This is a genomic window from Amycolatopsis japonica (genome assembly GCF_000732925.1).
Taxonomy (GTDB): Bacteria; Actinomycetota; Actinomycetes; order Mycobacteriales; family Pseudonocardiaceae; genus Amycolatopsis; species Amycolatopsis japonica.
This window is the reverse complement of the sequence record NZ_CP008953.1, coordinates 5312692-5330159: the sequence shown is the minus strand read 5'-3', so window position 1 is coordinate 5330159 and position 17468 is coordinate 5312692. Positions and strand designations below refer to the sequence as shown.

Genomic DNA, 17468 nt, shown 5'->3' with positions numbered 1-17468 from the left:
GGTCCAGATCAGTCCTTCGCCTTTGCCAGCTGCCCGGTGACGGTCTCGAGAAGCTCGGTCCACGACTTCTCGAACTTCTCCACGCCCTCGTCCTCGAGGACCTTGAACACGTCGTCGATGTCGATGCCGACCACACGCAGCTTGTCGAAGACGACCTGCGCGTCCGGGCCCTTGCCGGTCACCGTGTCGCCGGTGATCTCGGCGTGGTCGCCCGCGGCGTCGAGGGTCTTCTCCGGCATCGTGTTGACCGTGTCCTTGACGACGAGCTGGTCCACGTAGCGGGTGTCGGAGTACTGCGGGTCCTTCACGCCGGTGGAGGCCCACAGCGGACGCTGCGGGTTCGCGCCGGCCTCGGCGAGCGCCTTCCAGCGGTCCGAAGCGAACAGCTCCTCGAACGCCGCGTACGCGAGCCGCGCGTTGGCGATGGCGGCCTCGCCGCGCAGGGCGGTGGCCGCGTCGGTACCGATCGCGTCGAGGCGCTTGTCGATCTCGGTGTCCACACGGGACACGAAGAACGACGCGACCGAGTGGATGCCCTTGAGGTCGTGGCCGTTGGCCTTCGCCTGCTCCAGTCCGGCGAAGTAGGCCTCGATGACCGCCCGGTACCGCTCGACCGAGAAGATCAGCGTGACGTTGACGCTGATGCCCTCGGCAAGGGTCTTGGTGATCGCCGGGAGACCCTCTTCGGTGGCCGGGATCTTGATCAGCACGTTCGGCCGGTCCACGGTCTTCCACAGGTCCTGCGCCTCGGCCACCGTCTTGTCGGAGTCCTTGGCCAGCCGCGGGTCCACCTCGATGGACACCCGGCCGTCGACCCCGTTCGTGGCGGTGTAGACGTCGCGGAACAGGTCCGCGGCGTTGCGCACGTCGGTGGTGGTCAGCTCACGGATGGTGGCCTCGACGTCGGCGCCGCGGGCGGCGAGCTCCTTGGTCTGCTCGTCGTACGCCTCGCCCTTCGACATCGCGTTGGCGAAGATCGTCGGGTTGGTCGTCACGCCCACGACGTGCTTGTCGCGGATCAGGTCGGCGAGGTTGCCGGTGTTCAGGCGCTCACGGGACAGGTCGTCGAGCCAGATCGACACCCCGGCCTCGGACAGCTGCGCGAGCTTGTCGTTGCTCATGCTTTCCCCTTCAGTTCTTGGTGTTGGCGATCGAGCGACGGGCGGCCTCGACGACTGCCTCCGCGGTGAAACCGAACTCACGGAACAGTGTGGCGGCGTCGGCCGACGCACCGAAGTGCTCGATCGAAACGTTCACCCCGGCGTCACCGGTGAAGCGGTGCCACGACTGGGCGATACCGGCTTCGACGGAGACGCGTGCCTTGACCGACGGCGGGATGACCGAGTCCTTGTAGGACTGGTCCTGCGCGTCGAACCACTCGACACACGGCATCGAGACGACGCTCGCCGGGATGCCGTCGGCTTCGAGGGTCTTGCGGGCCTCGACGGCCAGCTGGACCTCGGAGCCGGTCGCGATCAGCACGACCTCGGGGCTGCCGTTGGACGCCTCGGCGAGGACGTAACCGCCCCGCTTGACGCCTTCGGCGCTGGTGCCCTCCAGCACCGGCACGTTCTGCCGGGTGAGCGCGAGACCCGACGGGTGGTGGACGTCCTCCAGGACGGCCTTCCACGCGTACGCGGTCTCGTTGGCGTCCGCCGGGCGGACGACGTTGAGGCCGGGGATCGCGCGCAGCGAGGAGAGCTGCTCGATCGGCTGGTGGGTGGGGCCGTCCTCGCCCAGGCCGATCGAGTCGTGCGTCCACACGTAGGTGACCGGCGCCTTCATCAGCGCGGCCAGCCGGACGGGCGGGCGCATGTAGTCGGAGAAGATCAGGAACGTCGCGCCGTAGGGGCGGGTGCCGCCGTGCAGCGCGATGCCGTTGAGGATCGAGCCCATCGCGTGCTCGCGGATGCCGAAGTGCAGCGTCCGGCCGTACGGGCTGGTCTTCCACATGTCGGTGGAAGCCTTCTCCGGGCCGAACGAGTCGGCCCCCTTCATGGTGGTGTTGTTGCTCTCCGCGAGGTCCGCGGAACCGCCCCACAGCTCGGGAAGCGGCTCGGCGAGCGCGTTGAGCACCTCACCGGAGGCCTTGCGGGTCGCGATGCCCTTGGCGTCCGGCTCCCACGTCGGCAGGTTGTCCGCGAAGCCCTCGGGCAGTGAGCGGGTGGACATCCGGTCCGCGATCTTCTTGCGCTCCGGGTTGGCGGCGCCCCACGCCTCGAACTTCTCCTGCCATTCGGCGCGGGCGGTCTTGCCGCGGTCGACGGCCTGGCGGGTGTGCGCGATGACCTCGTCGTCGACCTGGAAGGTCCGCTCCGGGTCGAAGCCGAGGATCTCCTTGACCGCGGCGACCTCTTCGGCGCCGAGCGCGGCGCCGTGGGCCTTGCCGGTGCCCATCTTCTTCGGCGCCGGGTACCCGATGACGGTCTTCAGCGCGATGAACGACGGGCGCTCGGTCTCGGCCTTCGCGGCCTTGATGGCCTCTTCGATCGCGACGACGTCCTCGCCACCCTCGACGACCTGGGTGTGCCACCCGTAGGCCTCGTAGCGCTTCACGACGTCCTCGGAGAGGGCGATCTTGGTGTCGTCCTCGATCGAGATCTCGTTGTCGTCCCAGAAGACGATCAGGTTGCCCAGCTCCTGGCGGCCGGCGATCGACGAGGCCTCGGCGGTGACGCCCTCTTCGATGTCACCGTCGGAGGCGATCACGTAGACGTAGTGGTCGAAGATGCTCTCGCCCTGCGGGGCGTCCGGGTCCAGCAGGCCGCGCTCGCGGCGGGCCGCCATCGCCATGCCGACCGCGTTGGCCAGGCCCTGGCCGAGCGGGCCGGTGGTGGTCTCGACGCCCTTGGTGTGGCGGTACTCCGGGTGGCCCGGGGTCTTCGAGTCCCACTTGCGCAGCTGCTTCAGGTCTTCCAGCTCCAGGCCGAACCCGGCGAGGTACAGCTGGATGTAGAGGGTGAGGCTCGAGTGACCGGCGGAGAGGATGAAGCGGTCACGGGCGGGCCACTCGGGGTCCGCCGGGTCATGACGCAGCGTCCGCTGGAAGAGCGTGTACGCGAGCGGCGCCAGGCTCATCGCGGTACCGGGGTGACCGCTGCCGCAGTTCTCGACCGCGTCCGCGGCGAGCACCCGCACGGTGTCGACGGCCCGCGTGTCGTTCTCGGTCCAGTCGGCGGGCACGTTGCGCCGGAGGAGTGGGTTCTTCTCGCTGGTAGAGGCGGTTTCGGACACTGAACTCGAACTCCCCGTCATCAGGTTGTGGCTTCTCTTCCCTCGTGGATAACCCACGTGTACCGCTACTAATCTCAATCGATCCGGAAGGGACGATATTCCTGCTCCGGGCCGTTCGCAGGGGCACGCCGCGAGCTACCGCGGCCAGCCTAATGGTTCGGCCGGTCGAGGACCCGCGATCACCCTCTGGAAACAGCACGTCTAACATCGGGGAAGGGTTCAGAACACGGGATCCGGGGCCGCCACATCACCCGGAAGCCTGGTGGACCCCGCCCCGAAAACTGACGCAGGGAGTGAAATGTCGTTGGTGAACGCTGCGCACGGACGCAGTGACAGCACCAGCGCCGTACATCCGACCGGTGAACGACCGCACGGTGGCCGGCGAACAATCCGCCAGGTCGTCGGCGCGTACGCCGCCCTCGCGAAGCCCAGGGTGATCGAGCTCCTCCTCGTCACCACGATTCCCGCGATGTTCCTGGCTGGCCGGGAAATCCCGTCCCCGTGGCTGGTTCTCGCGACGCTCGTGGGCGGCACCATGGCCGCCGGCAGTGCCAACGCCTTGAACTGCGTCATCGACGCGGACATCGACAAGGTGATGAACCGCACGAAGCGCCGGCCGCTGGTGAAGGAATCCGTTCCCCGGCGCGGCGCGCTGATCTTCGGTCTCGTGCTCGGCGTCCTGTCGTTCGTCGTGCTCTATTTCACGGTGAACCTGCTCTCGGCGATCCTCGCGATCGTGACGATCCTCTTCTACATCTTCGTCTACACGCTGGTGTTGAAGCGGCGTACGTCACAGAACGTGGTCTGGGGCGGCGCGGCGGGCTGCATGCCGGTCGTCATCGGCTGGGCCGCCGTCACCGGCACCGTCGAGTGGCCCGCGTTCGTGATGTTCGGTGTCATCTTCTTCTGGACCCCGCCGCACACCTGGGCGCTGGGCATGAAGTACCGCGACGACTACGAGCGCGCCGGCGTGCCGATGCTGCCGGTGGTCGCCACCCCGCAGCACGTGGCGCGGCAGATCGTCATCTACTCGTGGGTGATGGTCGCGTGGACGCTGCTGCTGGTCCCGGTGACGAGCTGGATCTACACGACGTTCGCCATCCTGGCGGGCGGCTGGTTCCTCTTCTACGCGCACAGCCTGAACGCGGCGGTGCGGCGCGGCGAGGAGACCAAGCCGATGTCGCTGTTCCACCGGTCGAACACGTACCTGATGATCGTGTTCGTCGCGTTGGCGGTGGACTCGGCGATCGGGTTGCCCGCCATCGGGCTGCCTTTCTGATCTTGTAGCGCGTGAAGGCCTCCTTCCCTCGGCTGAGCCGCGGGAAGGAGGCCTTCACGCGTGTCTGGGGTGGGTTTCGGGCGCCGGTGGGTGCGGGCAGGCGCGGGTGGGGTGCCGAGGGGTTCCCAATGTCCCATTTGAGTCGCTGAGCGTCCCAAATGCCACATTGGGGACACCAAGCTCCTCTCGACCACCGAGGACGTGCGGCCCGCTTGTCCTGAAGGCCTCCTTTGAGACGATGAACGTCCTGAAGGGGGCCTTCAGGACGTTCGAACCCGGGCCGGCCTCCCACCTGCTGGCGCGCGTTTTGACGATCGTCTTGTGGCTCGTGCCCGCGATCCCGCTCACGGCCGCTTTCGTGACGTTCGTCGCGCAGTCCATCGCGGGGATCGCGGCCACGTTCGCCGTCCTGCTCCACGAGAACGTCGTGTGGGCGGGTGTGGCGACCGTCCTGTCCCTGTCGGCCTTCCTCCTGGCCCGGGTGAGCGTGCGGGAATGAGATGATGGAGGGCGCCGTTGTACTTCGTTCGGCCCCTGTCCCACCTCTCGAAAGCAGGCTGCTTTGTCCGTGTCCCCGGACCGGGAACTCGACGCGCTCGAGCAGGACGTCGCGCTCGAGCAGCAGTACGTCACCACCCTCTACCGCAAGCTCGACACCGAACGCGTCGACGCGCAGCGCAGGCTCGACGAGACGCTGCGCCTGACCGGCGGCACCCCGCAGGCGCGCACCGAACGCGACGTCGCCACGACGCTCTACACCGACAGGCTGTCCCAGCTGAGCTCCGTCGAGCAGGGCCTGTGCTTCGGCCGCCTCGACTTCCTGCCGGACCACGCGGAGGAGACCACCTACATCGGGCGGCTCGGGCTGTTCGACGAGGACGACGACTACCGCCCGCTGCTGGTCGACTGGCGCGCGCCGGTCGCGCGGCCGTTCTACCTCGCCACCGCGGCCTCGCCCGAAGGCGTCCGGCGGCGTCGCCACATCCGGTCGCTGAGCCGGAAGGTCGTCGGCGTCGACGACGAGATCCTCGACCTCTCCGCCGCCGACCAGGGCCAGGACCTCGGGCTCGCGGGCGAGGCGGCTCTGCTGGCCGCGCTGGAGCGCCGCCGCACCGGCGAGATGAGCGACATCGTCGCCACCATCCAGGCCGAGCAGGACCGCATCATCCGCGCGTCGCCGAACGGCGTCCTCGTGGTCCAGGGCGGGCCGGGCACCGGCAAGACCGCCGTCGCGCTGCATCGCGCCGCGTACCTGCTCTACACGCATCGCCAGCAGCTCACCACGCGCGGCGTGCTCGTGGTCGGGCCGAACAGCACGTTCCTCCGCTACATCGGGCAGGTCCTGCCGTCGCTGGGCGAGACCGGGGTGCTGCTGGCCACGATCGGGCAGCTGTACCCGGGGCTGGACGCCGCCGGGCCGGTCACGCGCGAAGCGGCCGAGATCAAGGGGCGCCCGGTGATGGCCGACGTGCTCGCCAACGCGGTCCGGGATCGTCAGCGGGTGCCGGAGCCGGTGCTGGAGATCGAGTTCGAACGCGAGATCCTCATGCTCGACCGCAAGACCTGCACCGAGGCGCGGACACGGGCGCGGCGGTCGCGCCGTCCGCACAACCTCGCCCGGAGGATCTTCGTCTCGGACCTCCTCGACGCGCTGACCCGGCAGGCCGCCCGGAAACTGGGGGAGGACCTGCTCGACGCGCGCGACGTCCAGGACATCCGGGCCGAGGTCGCCGCGGACAAGAACGTGGCCGCCGCGATCAACGGGCTGTGGCCCAAACTCACCCCGGAGATCGTGCTCGACGAGCTGTTCGCCGACCGCGAACGGCTACGCAGCGCGGCGGGGAAAGCCTTGTCGGACACCGATCGTGAGCATCTCTACAGCCCGACGGACGCGAAGTGGAGCCCGTCGGACGTCCCGTTGCTCGACGAACTCGCCGAACTGCTCGGCGAGGACGACACCGACGCCCGCGCCGAGGCCGCCCGCCGCGAGCGGGAGGACCGCGCCTACGCGGAAGGCGTGCTCGACATCCTCGAACAGGACGAGGAGATCGTCGACGAGGAACTGCTGCGGGTGGGCGACGTCCTCGACGCCGAACTGTTCGCCGAACGTCAGCAGCGCCGCAGCGAGATGACCGCGGCACAGCGGGCCGCCCAGGACCGGACCTGGACCTTCGGGCACGTGATCGTCGACGAGGCGCAGGAACTGACCGCGATGGACTGGCGGCTGCTGATGCGCCGGTCGCCGAACCGGTCGATGACGCTGGTCGGCGACGTCGCCCAGACCGGCGCGGCGGGTGGGGCGAAGTCGTGGGGAGAGGTGCTTTCGCCGTACGTCGCCGACCGCTGGCGGCTCGAAGAACTGACCGTGAACTACCGGACCCCGGCGGAGATCATGGCCGTCGCGTCGCGGGTGCTCGCCGACGTCAACCCGGAGCTGGAGGCGCCGGTTTCGGTGCGGGAGACGGGTTTCGAGCCGTGGTTGCGTGCGGTGGCCCCGGCGGAGCTCACCGCGGAACTGCCCGGTCTCGTCGACGCCGAACTGTCCGCTGTGGACGGTGGGACGGTCGCGGTGCTGTGCCCGTCGTCCTTGGTCCCGGCCCTGTCGGAGACGCTCGGCGAGTCGGGGGACCGGGTGTCGGTGATGCCGGTCGAGCGGGCGAAGGGGCTGGAGTTCGATTCGGTCCTGCTGGTCGCCCCGGACGAGGTCGTCGCCGAGTCGCCGCGCGGGCTCAACGATCTTTATGTGGCCCTGACCAGGGCGACCCGTCGGATGGGCGTAGTGCAGACCGGTGACCTTGTTCCCGCGCTGCGCCTAATGGACTAAGCAAGTCGATGGTGACCTAGATCACCACCTTTTGGTGGATTACTTACGCGCCTTTACGTAGTGAATCATGTTCTATGTATCAGCGGTTGACCTGGGGACTTTCACATCTGAGCGCAATGGGGTTGCAACTCGCCTCAGCGCCGATGTCAAATTATGGGGAAGGTTGGCTATGCGAAATAAAGTTTTTGCTGCAGTTGGGGCGGCGCTGATCGCTGCCGGTTTCGCTACGGTTTCGCCGACTGTTGCTACGGCGAACTCGCTGTTGGCGCCGTGTCAGGTGGGCAAGTATGACAACGATGCTGGTGGTTTCTCTGTTTGTCATGGGTCTGGCTATCAGCGGGTGAAGTTGACCTGCCATGGAGGATCAACGGTTTACGGTCCGACTGTTCGCGCTGACGGGACTCAGTCTGGCGCATGGTGCCCGATTCCGTACCTTGTCAAGATTGTCGATGTTGTCTACATGCCCTGATTGAGTCAATTTGCGTGACTGATATCTATAAAACCCTTGGTTGATGCCGGTGAGCATGTTTGTGTGAGGTGAAATCTGGCTTGTGCTTTACTGTGGCAGCAAATCCGTTGCGGTAAAGCACAAGCTGGCCCCAACGTCCGTCATCAGTCCGGAGTCCGAGTCGGGCGGGCTGGTCACTCTTCGTTTCGGATCCGCGTGTTCTGAGTGATCGTTATGTGGCCCTGACCAGGGCGACCCGTCGGATGGGTGTAGTGCAGACCGGTGACCTTGTTCCCGCGCTGGAGGGTCTTGGCTAAGGTCGGCCGCATGCGCACATTCGGCAAGATCGTGGTCATCGGCGCGGGCGTCCTCGCCCTGGCGGCCTGTGGCGAGAAACAGAACACCGCAGGTTCGGCCCAGACCTCCGGCGCGGCACCCGCGTCGGCGGCGTCGTCGGCTCCGGCCGCCTCGAAGGGCAAGGAATGCACGGCCGAGGACGTGAAGACCACTGGGAAGTTCGGCGAGGCGCCGACCATCACCATCCCGGACGACTGCGACCCGCCGAAGAAGCTCATCACCAAGGACCTGGAACCTGGTACCGGCGAGGGCGCTAAGTCGGGCCAGCGGTTGAAGATGAATTACTCGCTGGTCACCTGGTCCAACAAACAGAAACTGGATAGTTCCTTCGACCGCGGTGAACCGTTCGAGCTACCACTCGGCGCAGGCAAGGTCATCCAGGGCTGGGATCAGGGCTTGCAAGGTATCAAGCAGGGCGCGCGACGGCTGCTGATCATCCCACCGGACCTTGGCTACGGCCAGGGTGATCGTGGCATAGCGCCGAACGAGACGCTGGTCTTCGTGACCGACGCGGTGAGCGTCCCGACCGACAAGGGCTGATGGGGACTTCCGACGGCCGAGTCCACCGGGGCCGGGTTCGTTCCTGGCTGGTGGACGACGGCTGGGGAGTGGTCGAGTCGGCCGATTTCGCCGACCCGATCTGGGTCCACTATTCGATGCTGGAGGGCTTCGGCCCCGGCGAGTTCCGGAAGCTCGATGTGGGCGACGAGGTCGAGCTGACCGTCGAGCACGCGGAGCAGGACGAGTTCCGGCTGCGAGGGCTCTGGGTGCGGTCAGCCCGCTGAAGTACATGAAGGCCCCCTTCCTTGCGCCTAGGTACAGGAAGGGGGCCATCATGTACTTCTGATCAGCCGGCGTACTCCCAGGTGAGCAGGCTGATCTCCAGTCCCTTCTCGACCTTGGGCTCGGGAGGGGCGTCGGTCAGGGCGTAGCCGACGCGGCGGGCGACGGCCGCGCTGGCGGCGTTCTCGGCGTCGATCTTCAACTGGAGCGGTCCGAGCCCGAGGTCCAGCGCGTGCGTGGTGAGCACCCGCAGCGACCGCGCCGCCAGGTCCTGCCCGCGGTGGGCGGGGCCGACGGCGTACCCGAGTTCGGCCGCATCCTCCTTCAGGAACAGCACCACCTCGCCGAGCGGCTCACCGCCGTCGGCCGTGATGGCCAGCCGCACCCCGTTGCCCTCGGCGCGGCGAGCGACGGACTTCGCGTAGTGCGCCTTCGCCGCCACCTCGTCGAACGGCGAAGGCAGCGGCGTGAACCGCGCGACGGCCGGGTTGTCGAACAACCCGGGCATGAACGCGACGTCGTCTTCGACCCACTCCCGCAGGACGAGCCCCTCGCCGGTGAGCCGGACTTCCTCCGGCCAGAGCGTCGTCACGGGATCAGCAGGAGCTTGCCGGTGGTGCGGCGGCCCTGGAGGTCTTCGTGCGCCTGACGGGCGTCGGCCAGCGGGTAGCGGCCGCCGATCCGGATGTTCAGCGAGCCGTCCTGCACGGCGGCGAACAGTTCGTTCACCCGCCACTCCAGTTCCTCGCGCGTGAGCACGTAGTGCGCGGAGGTCGGGCGGGTGAGGTACACCGAGCCGCTGCGGTTGAGCAACTGCGGGTCGATCGGCGGCACCGGGCCGCTGGCCGCACCGTAGAGGGCGAGCAGGCCGCGGATCTTCAGGCTCGCCAGGCTGCCGTCCACAGTGGACTTGCCGACGCCGTCGTAGACCACGTCGACACCCTTGCCGCCGGTCAAATCGCGGGTGGCCTCGGCGAAGTCGACCTGGTCGTAGCGGATGACGTCGTCCGCGCCCGCCTGCTTGGCGAGTTCGGCCTTCTCGTCGGTGGAGACGGTGCCGATGACCCGGGCACCGCGGGCCTTGGCCAGCTGGACCAGCAGCAGGCCCATCCCACCCGCCGCGGCGTGGATCAGCACGTCGTCACCGGCCTTGACCTCGTAGGTCGAGGCGATCAGCGCGTGCGCGGTGATGCCCTGGAGCATCGTGGCGGCGGCGGTCTCCTCGGAAACGCCTTCCGGGATCTTCACCGCGATGGTGGCGGGGAGCAGACGGCGCTGGGCGTAGCTGCCCAGTGAACCCTGCCAGGCGACCCGGTCGCCGACGGCGAAACCGGTCACGTCCGCGCCGACCGCGGCCACCGTGCCCGCACCCTCCATGCCCAGGACGAACGGGGTGTCGACCGGGTAGATGCCCTCGCGGTGATAGGTGTCGATGTAGTTGACGCCCGCCGCCGCGACGTCCACGAGCAGTTCACCGGAACCGGGTTCGCCGACCTCGACTTCGGACAGTTCAAGGACTTCGGGGCCACCGGTTCGCCGGATCTGCACTGCCGCGGGCATACATCCTCCTCGTTCAAGGTCGTTCCGACCGGCACAACTATGGCCGACGCCACGGTTATTCCGCGTCCCGGGCCTTTCGCGGTTAAGCTCGGCGCGTGGCTGAGACCGAAGAGAAGACCGAGACCGCCGCCCCCACGTCGCGCCAGGTCGCGGCCGCCCGCGACTTCGTGAAGCGGCACGGGAAGCCGTCGCGCGCGGTGGTGGAGAACATCGGCCGGATCGGCGCGCGGGTCGTGCTCGTGGGTGCCGACGGCGCGCTCGGCGACGTCGTCGTCGCCTCCGTGGAGGCAGGCGAGGCGCTGGTCGAGGCCGTCGAAGACCTCGAACCCGCCGAATGGGACAGCGAGACCGTGAAGGCCACCAAGATCGGCGCCGAGCACCGCCGCCGGATGGCGGGGAAGTGAGCGGGTCCGCGATCTTCGTCGCCTGCTCCACGCTGCCGGAAGGCGATGGCGACGAGCACGCCGTCCCCGAGGCGCTGGCCGACCTCGGCTTCAAGACCCGCTGGGCCGCCTGGGACGACACGACCGTCGACTTCGGCGCCGCGGACATCGTCGTGCTGCGTGCCACCTGGGACTACGCCGAGCGCCACGACGAGTTCCTGTCCTGGACCGAATCCGTGCCGTCGTTGTCCAATTCGGCCGAGGTCGTGCGGTGGAACACCGACAAGTCCTATCTGGCCGAACTCGGCGACGCCGGGGTCGCGGTCGTGCCGACGACCCTGATCGCGCCGGACGACAAGGCCCCGAGCTGGCCCAAGGGCGAGTTCGTGCTGAAGCCCGCCATCGGCGCCGGTTCACGCGGTGCCGGCCGGTTCACCGCGGGCGACGCGGCCGCCGCGCACCTGTCCGGGTTGCAGGCGGACGGGAACACCGTGCTGCTCCAGCCATACCAGTCCAGTGTGGACAGTGACGGCGAGATCGCGTTGGTGTACTTCGGCGGCGTGTACTCGCACGCGTTCTCGAAGGCCGCGATGCTGGGCCGGGAACTCGACGAATCCGGGCTGTACGTGACGGAGAAACTCGCGCCGGTGCAGCCGGCCGCGGGATTCCGCGCGCTGGCCGAAGACGCTCTGGACGCGACGGCGGCGCTGCTGGGCATCCTGCGCGCGGAGCTGCTCTACGCCCGCGTGGACCTCGTCGCCGGGCCGGACGGCAGGCCGCTCCTGCTGGAACTGGAGCTCGTCGAACCCTCACTCGGATTCCGGCAGACCGAGCCCGCCGCGGCCTGGCGTTTCGCCTCCGCCGTCCGGCAGCAACTCGCCTGACGTACTCCCCGCGTTTCGTCCTCTGAATGCGATCCTTGCGTGTGCAACTACCGCATTCAGAGGACGAAACGCGATCGGGGGTCAGGCGGGTTTGACGAGTTTCGCGGCCAGGCGTTCGGGCTTCGGCCACCGCACGTCCCGTGCCCAGCCGAACTTCTCGAACAGCCAGATCACCCGCGCCGACACGTCGACCTGTCCACGCAGGACACCGTGCCGCGCGCAGGTCGGGTCGGCGTGGTGGGAGTTGTGCCACGACTCGCCCATGGACAGGATCGCCAGCGGCCAGAAGTTCGCCGCCTTGTCCCGGCTGGCGAACGGGCGCTCGCCGACCAGGTGGCAGATCGAGTTCACCGACCAGGTGACGTGGTGCAGGAACGCGATCCGGACCAGCCCGGCCCAGAAGAACCCGGTCACCACGCCCCACCACGACCAGCTGATCAGCCCGCCGAGCACCGCGGGCAGCGCGAGACTCAGCGTGATCCACAGCCAGAAGTAGCGGTTCACCACCCGGAGATCCTTGTCCGCCACCAGGTCCGGCGCGAACCGGTCGTAGTTGGTCACCTCGCGGCTGAACATCCAGCCCATGTGCGCGTGCCAGAAGCCGCGCAGCAGCGCCCCAGGTGACGTGCCGAACAGCCAGGGGGAGTGCGGGTCGCCTTCACGGTCGGCGAAGGCGTGGTGGCGACGGTGGCTGGCCACCCAGAAGATCACCGAACCCTGCACCGCGAAACTCCCGGCGATGGCGAGCGCGACCCGCAGCGGGCGCCTGGCCTTGAAGGCGCCGTGGGTGAAGTAGCGGTGGTAGCCGACGGTCACCCCGAGCGTCCCGAGGGTGTAGAACACCGCCGCCAGCCCGAGGTCGACCCAGGTCATGCCCCAGCCCCACACGATCGGCACGGCGGCGAGCAGCGCGACGAACGGGACCAGCAGGAAGGTCTTGAGTATCAGCATCTCGCCGGAACCCCGGCGGTGGGAGATCAGGGGTTTGGACGGACTGGCCGGTGCGTCCGGCTCGGTGCTGGCGGTCATGCGACACCTCGTGCCTCGACTCGGTGGTGACCCCCGAGTGGGGCACCTAGCGAAGCGTAAGGGCAGTGTCTGGCGAGCACGCCGCCTGGGGGTTACGTCCGGTTCAGTTCGAGGTGGCGAGTTCGCGTTCCGGCGCGTTCGCCGAGGGCACGGGGCCGCAGTCGCGCGAGCTGCACCACAGCGCCGCCGTCGAGATGATCACCAGCGCGGAGCCGAGGACGTGGAACGAGACCAGCGCCTCCGGGACACCGAGGCCGTACTGCACCGAGCCCACGACGCCCTGGAGGACCGCGACGATCCACACGATGGCGTACCGCTGCCACAACTGCTTCGGCGTCTCGCCCCGCATCAGCTGGAGCCCGAAGACGGCCAGCACGATCAGGTAGACCACCAGCAGTCCACCGTGGATCTGGGTGAGCGTCTCGATCGGGGCCTGGAGGCGGTGGGTGCCGGGGTCGCCGCCGTGCGGGCCCGCGCCGGTCACCACGGTGCCCGCGACGAGGACGGCCCACATGGCCGCGGCGAGCACGATCAGTGTCTTGCGGCCCGCCTCCGGGATCAGCCAGCGGGCGGGTTCGTCACCCTCCTTGAACGCTCGCAGCAGCAGCACCGCGAGCCAGACCAGGGGAGTGGAGGCGAGGAAGTGGAGCGCGACGGTCCACCATTCGAGTTTGGCGAGCACCGTGATCCCGCCGACGACGGCCTGCAGCATCACGCCGGCGGGCATCGTCCAGGCCAGCTTCACCAGACGACGGCGGCTCGGGTGCTCGATCTGCACGCGCCACGCGGTGATCACGCAGAGCGCGGCGACCAGGATGACCACCCCGGTCAGCATCCGGTTGCTGAATTCGATCCACTGGGTGAGCGCGTCGAATTCGGGGTGCGCGACCGGCACGATGCTGCCTTCGACGCACTGCGGCCAAGTCGGGCAGCCGAGACCCGAACCTGTCACCCGGACGACCGATCCGGTGACGCCGATTCCGGCCTGGGCGATCACCGCCGCTATCGCGACCGCTCGCTGGACCGCGAACGAGGGATACGGCAGACGCGCTACAAGGCTCTGGAACGGCACCGTCCGATGCTAGAACGCCCTTCCTGAGAGCCTTCCACCGGCCGCACCGGCTGTGTCGGCCGCCTCAGGTGAGCTTGGTCGTCTTGCTCGCCAGCGCGCCCGCGACGATGCCCCAGCCGACGAGCACCGCGAACGGGCCCCAGCCGAACGAACCGTCCAGCAGTACCGACCGCAGCCCTTCGGCGAGCGCGCCCGAGGGCAGCAGCTCGACGATCCACGCGACGCCGGAGGGCATCGTCGACGGCGCCAGCAGGATCCCGCCCGCGAGCAGCAGCACGAACCAGACGATGTTCGCCAGCGCCAGCACGGCCTCCGCGCGCAGCGCCCCGCCGAGCAGCAGGCCCAGCGCGCCGAACGCGAGCGTGCCGACGATCAGGAACGGGATCGCGCCGAGGATCCCGCCGAGCGACGGCGACCAGCCCAGCAGCGCGGCGACGACACCGAGGATCACCGCCTGCAGCGCGACCACCACGAGCGCGGCGGCCACCCGGCCCGCGACGAGCAGCCAGCGGGGCAGCGCGGTCGCGGAAAGCCGTTTGAGGACGCCGTAACGACGGTCGAACCCCAGTGCGATGGCCTGCCCGGTGAACGCGGACGACATCACCGCCAGCGCGAGGATCCTCGGCGTGATCCAGTCCACTTTGGACGAATCGCCGAGTTGCGACGACGGCAGGATGTCCAGCAGCGACAGGCCGATCAGCAGCGCGAGCGGGATGAGCAGGGTCAGCAGGATCTGCTCGCCGTGGCGCAGCGTCAGGCTCGCCTCGACCTTCGCGTGCGTGCGGAGCATCTTGCCGAGCGAACCGCGACCGGGAGCGGGAGTGAAGGTGCCCGCGGCGAACCGTGGCGTGGGCGTCGTCGTCATGCGCGCAGTTCCCGTCCCGTCAGCTCCAGGAAGACCTCTTCCAGCGTGCGCCTGCCGACCTGCAGTTCCTCCGGCATGACCCCCTGTTGCGCGCACCACGCCGTCACCGTCGACACCACCTGCGGATCGATCGCGCCCTCGACGAGATACGTGCCCGGCGCCGATTCGTGGACGAGGTGCCCCTCGGGCAGCGCCGCGGTCAGCAGCGCGGTGTCGAGCCGCGTGCGGGCCTTGAACCGCAACTGCGCCGTCTCACCGGCTTCGACGGTCAGCGACTGCGGCGAACCTTCGACGACGACCTTGCCGTGGTCCACGATCACGACGGTGTCGGCCAGCGTTTCGGCCTCCTCCATCAGATGCGTGGTGAGCAGCACGCTGACCCCGTCGGCGCGCAGTGCTTCGAGCAGATCCCAGACCAGGCGGCGGGCCTGCGGATCCATGCCCGCCGTCGGCTCGTCGAGGAAGAGCAGTTCCGGCCGTCCGACGAGCGCACAGGCGAGGGAGAGCCGTTGCTGCTGCCCGCCGGAAAGCCGTTTGAACGGCGTCTTCCTCGCGCCCGAAAGACCGAGGACGTCCAGCAGCCAGGCCGGGTCGAGCGGATTCGCCGCGCACGCGGCGACCAGGCCGAGCATCTCGTCGGCGCGGACGCCGGGATACGCGCCGCCGCCCTGGGGCATCACACCGATCCGCGGCCGCAGCGCCGAACCGTCCCGCGACGGATCCAGGCCAAGAACCCGGACCTCGCCGTCGTCAGGCCGCAGGAAGCCTTCGCAGATCTCGACGGTGGTGGTCTTGCCGGCCCCGTTCGGGCCGAGCAGAGCGAGCAGGGTGCCACGTTCCATCCGCAGGTCGAGTCCATCGACGGCGGTGGTGGATCCGTAGCGCTTCACCAGCCCGGTGATCTCGACGGCGGGGGCGTTCACGACAGGTCACGATACGGCCTCACGCCGGGACCGAATGCTCCGGGGACGGTCTGGACAGCAGCAGTGGTGAGAGGCGGTGGACGATGAACAGCCCCAGAAGCGTGACGACCCCGGCGGCGGCCCACGCGAACGGCAGGACGAAACCGCGGCCCTCGAAGGTGCTCCCCGTCGTCGGCAGGAGGAACGGCAGGACGGCGGTGACGATCGTCGCGGCGATGCGGAACCGCGAGGTCCCCGCCGCCGCGGCGAGCGGGATGATCGCCCACAGCAGGTACCAGGGTTGCAGCGCGACGTGCAGCACCATCACCGCGCCGAGGGAGACACCGAGCCCGATGATCGGCCGGTAGCGCCATTTGAAGCTGTCCCAGAGGAACTTGACCGTCACCGCGCCCGCGACGAGATAGCCGAGCGAGCCCAGGATCGGCACCATCGCGTTGGTGTGGTTGCCGAGGCCGAGCGCGATGCCGAGGACACCGCCGAGCGCGGCGAGCTCCGACGTCGGCGAGATCCACGAGCGGACCAGCCCCGGCGTTCCGAGCGCGCCGACCCAGCCGAAGCCGAGGCCGGTGCCGTAACAGACCGCCACCAGGGTCACGCCGAACAGCAAGGCCATCGGTACCGCGGCGGTGAGGAGGTCCTTGATCCGGCCGTGCCAGCGTCTGGCCACCATCACCGTGAAGAACGGCAAGGCCAGGATCGCGTTGATCTTCACCGCGACACCGAGGGTGATGAGCACCACCCCGAGCCCGATGTACAGCAGTTCGCCCTTGGCCAGCGGCGGCGGTTCGTCGTTCTTGAACCGCACCGGCATCCGCTGGAGGCCGACCTCAAGCCCGGCCACCATGAGCCCGATGGCGAGCGCGTCGTTGTGGGCGCCGGCGACGAAGTGGAAGATCAGCAGCGGGTTCGCCGCGCCGAGCCACAACGCGGTGGCGGGCTGCACGCCGAACCGCCGGGCCAGCCGGGGCAGCGCCCAGATGATCAGGATGACGCCGATCAGCGCGAGCCCGCGCTGCAGCAACACGCCGGTGACGATGTTGCCGCTGCTCAGCGGGGCGAGCCAGCCGCCCAGACGCAGCAGCAGCGGGCCGTAGGGCGCCGGGGTCTCGCGCCACATGTTGGAGACGCCCGAGGTCAGCGGGTCGGAGACGCCGAGCGCCTCGGCCGGGCCGAGGGAGTACGGATCCATCCCGCGCGCGACGATCTCGCTCTGCGCGAGATAGCTGTAGACGTCGCGCGAGAACAGCGGCGGGATGAACAGCAGCGGCGCGCACCAGAGCGCGATGGTGCGCGCGAGCTGGCCCTGGGTGGCGAGGCGGCGGCGCGCGGGCTGCGCGAACCGGCCGAGCAGCAGCCAGCTGAGCACGATGATCGCCATCCCGGCCAGGCCCATCGCGAGCGAGACCATCGGGATCCGGGTGAACAGCCGCAGGACCGGGATCTCCTGCACCGGGTTGATCACCGGGGCGGCACCCGCGCCGAGCGAGCCGAGGGCGAGGAACAGGGAGCCGACCGCGCCGAACCGGCGGACCACGTTCAGCCCGCGCAGTTCCTTGTCGTCCAGCGGTTCCGGATCGTGCGGGCGCCCGGGCACGAGCGTCGCCACCGACCCCGCCGCCCGGTCTTCGTCCTTGTCCCGCTGTGCCGGGTGATCGCCCACTACCACGCACGAAGGGTAGCGATCCCGGGAACAGACCGGGCGGGTACGTGGTTACCGAGGGCTGAAAGGGCCCTTCGCCGCGTGCGATGCGGTGAAGGACGCTTTCGTCTCATCGCATGCGGGGAAAGCGTCCTTCAGCCGCTCCGACGTGACCCACGCCACTCCGT

At 68.9% G+C, this 17468-nt stretch carries 16 protein-coding genes; 7 read left to right on the top strand and 9 right to left on the bottom strand.

Going from position 1 to position 17468, the window contains the following annotated elements; genetic code table 11:
• Nucleotides 1-8: 8 nt before the first annotated feature.
• Together tal and tkt are read right to left on the bottom strand one after the other, a co-directional pair.
• Nucleotides 9-1121, bottom strand: coding sequence for a transaldolase (tal, locus tag AJAP_RS24485; protein ID WP_038515520.1), 1113 nt, complete (start codon nucleotides 1119-1121; stop codon nucleotides 9-11).
• 10 nt (nucleotides 1122-1131) lie between these two features.
• The gene (tkt, locus tag AJAP_RS24480) at nucleotides 1132-3234 is read right to left on the bottom strand and encodes a transketolase (RefSeq protein WP_038515518.1); all 2103 of its coding nucleotides are present in this window, start codon (nucleotides 3232-3234) and stop codon (nucleotides 1132-1134) included.
• Nucleotides 3235-3532: 298 nt separating this feature from the next.
• On the opposite strand from tkt, the gene AJAP_RS24475 reads away from it, so the two are divergent.
• The 5 genes from AJAP_RS24475 to AJAP_RS24455 all read left to right on the top strand — a co-directional run bounded on the left by AJAP_RS24475 (nucleotide 3533) and on the right by AJAP_RS24455 (nucleotide 8927).
• Nucleotides 3533-4513: a heme o synthase gene (locus AJAP_RS24475; protein ID WP_037344026.1), complete on the top strand. Its 981-nt coding sequence runs from the start codon at nucleotides 3533-3535 to the stop codon at nucleotides 4511-4513.
• A gap of 238 nt (nucleotides 4514-4751) precedes the next feature.
• Nucleotides 4752-5012 carry a hypothetical protein gene (locus AJAP_RS24470; protein WP_038515516.1) on the top strand — a complete coding sequence of 87 codons (261 nt, stop codon included), beginning with the start codon at nucleotides 4752-4754 and terminating at the stop codon, nucleotides 5010-5012.
• Between the two features lie 69 nt (nucleotides 5013-5081).
• Nucleotides 5082-7337 (top strand): HelD family protein, encoded by a 2256-nt coding sequence (locus AJAP_RS24465; RefSeq protein ID WP_038515514.1) that lies wholly within the window; start codon nucleotides 5082-5084, stop codon nucleotides 7335-7337.
• 775 nt (nucleotides 7338-8112) lie between these two features.
• Nucleotides 8113-8682 (top strand): FKBP-type peptidyl-prolyl cis-trans isomerase, encoded by a 570-nt coding sequence (locus tag AJAP_RS24460; RefSeq protein ID WP_038515512.1) that lies wholly within the window; start codon nucleotides 8113-8115, stop codon nucleotides 8680-8682.
• A complete protein-coding gene (locus tag AJAP_RS24455) occupies nucleotides 8682-8927 on the top strand; it encodes a cold-shock protein (RefSeq protein ID WP_038515511.1) in 246 nt (81 codons plus the stop codon). The genes AJAP_RS24460 and AJAP_RS24455 overlap by 1 nt, the downstream gene beginning before the upstream one ends.
• 62 nt (nucleotides 8928-8989) lie before the next feature.
• On the opposite strand, the gene AJAP_RS24450 is transcribed toward AJAP_RS24455, so the two are convergent.
• Complete coding sequence (locus AJAP_RS24450) at nucleotides 8990-9517, bottom strand: GNAT family N-acetyltransferase (RefSeq protein WP_038515509.1); 528 nt, start codon at nucleotides 9515-9517, stop codon at nucleotides 8990-8992.
• Nucleotides 9514-10485 carry a quinone oxidoreductase family protein gene (locus AJAP_RS24445; protein ID WP_038515508.1) on the bottom strand — a complete coding sequence of 324 codons (972 nt, stop codon included), beginning with the start codon at nucleotides 10483-10485 and terminating at the stop codon, nucleotides 9514-9516. The genes AJAP_RS24450 and AJAP_RS24445 overlap by 4 nt, the downstream gene beginning before the upstream one ends.
• Before the next feature lie 95 nt (nucleotides 10486-10580).
• On the opposite strand from AJAP_RS24445, the gene AJAP_RS24440 reads away from it, so the two are divergent.
• On the top strand, nucleotides 10581-10889 hold the full coding sequence (locus tag AJAP_RS24440) for a hypothetical protein (RefSeq protein ID WP_037344035.1): 309 nt from the start codon (nucleotides 10581-10583) through the stop codon (nucleotides 10887-10889).
• Complete coding sequence (locus AJAP_RS24435) at nucleotides 10886-11752, top strand: ATP-grasp domain-containing protein (protein WP_038515506.1); 867 nt, start codon at nucleotides 10886-10888, stop codon at nucleotides 11750-11752. Before AJAP_RS24440 ends, AJAP_RS24435 begins: the two co-directional genes overlap by 4 nt.
• A gap of 81 nt (nucleotides 11753-11833) precedes the next feature.
• Here AJAP_RS24435 and AJAP_RS24430 read toward each other — a convergent pair whose 3' ends face one another.
• The 5 genes from AJAP_RS24430 to mptB form a co-directional block, all read right to left on the bottom strand.
• Nucleotides 11834-12781: an acyl-CoA desaturase gene (locus AJAP_RS24430; RefSeq protein ID WP_038515504.1), complete on the bottom strand. Its 948-nt coding sequence runs from the start codon at nucleotides 12779-12781 to the stop codon at nucleotides 11834-11836.
• 103 nt (nucleotides 12782-12884) lie between these two features.
• Nucleotides 12885-13853, bottom strand: a complete 969-nt coding sequence (locus tag AJAP_RS24425) for a COX15/CtaA family protein (RefSeq protein WP_038515503.1) — start codon at nucleotides 13851-13853, stop codon at nucleotides 12885-12887.
• A gap of 64 nt (nucleotides 13854-13917) precedes the next feature.
• Nucleotides 13918-14718, bottom strand: coding sequence for an ABC transporter permease (locus AJAP_RS24420; RefSeq protein WP_038515501.1), 801 nt, complete (start codon nucleotides 14716-14718; stop codon nucleotides 13918-13920).
• Nucleotides 14715-15641, bottom strand: a complete 927-nt coding sequence (locus AJAP_RS24415; protein WP_038515499.1) for an ABC transporter ATP-binding protein — start codon at nucleotides 15639-15641, stop codon at nucleotides 14715-14717. Before AJAP_RS24415 ends, AJAP_RS24420 begins: the two co-directional genes overlap by 4 nt.
• Before the next feature lie 19 nt (nucleotides 15642-15660).
• Complete coding sequence (gene mptB, locus AJAP_RS24410) at nucleotides 15661-17247, bottom strand: polyprenol phosphomannose-dependent alpha 1,6 mannosyltransferase MptB (protein ID WP_037344551.1); 1587 nt, start codon at nucleotides 17245-17247, stop codon at nucleotides 15661-15663.
• Between the last annotated feature and the right edge of the window lie 221 nt (nucleotides 17248-17468).

Bases quoted from the DNA above. Each gene is read 5' to 3' on its own strand.
- AJAP_RS24460 (WP_038515512.1), top strand. From the start codon at position 8,113: ATGCGCACATTCGGCAAGATCGTGGTCATCGGCGCGGGCGTCCTCGCC.
- AJAP_RS24455 (WP_038515511.1), top strand. From the start codon at position 8,682: ATGGGGACTTCCGACGGCCGAGTCCACCGGGGCCGGGTTCGTTCCTGG.
- AJAP_RS24430 (WP_038515504.1), bottom strand. From the start codon at position 12,781: ATGACCGCCAGCACCGAGCCGGACGCACCGGCCAGTCCGTCCAAACCC.
- AJAP_RS24475 (WP_037344026.1), top strand. From the start codon at position 3,533: ATGTCGTTGGTGAACGCTGCGCACGGACGCAGTGACAGCACCAGCGCC.
- tal (WP_038515520.1), bottom strand. From the start codon at position 1,121: ATGAGCAACGACAAGCTCGCGCAGCTGTCCGAGGCCGGGGTGTCGATC.
- AJAP_RS24420 (WP_038515501.1), bottom strand. From the start codon at position 14,718: ATGACGACGACGCCCACGCCACGGTTCGCCGCGGGCACCTTCACTCCC.
- AJAP_RS24470 (WP_038515516.1), top strand. From the start codon at position 4,752: ATGAACGTCCTGAAGGGGGCCTTCAGGACGTTCGAACCCGGGCCGGCC.
- AJAP_RS24445 (WP_038515508.1), bottom strand. From the start codon at position 10,485: ATGCCCGCGGCAGTGCAGATCCGGCGAACCGGTGGCCCCGAAGTCCTT.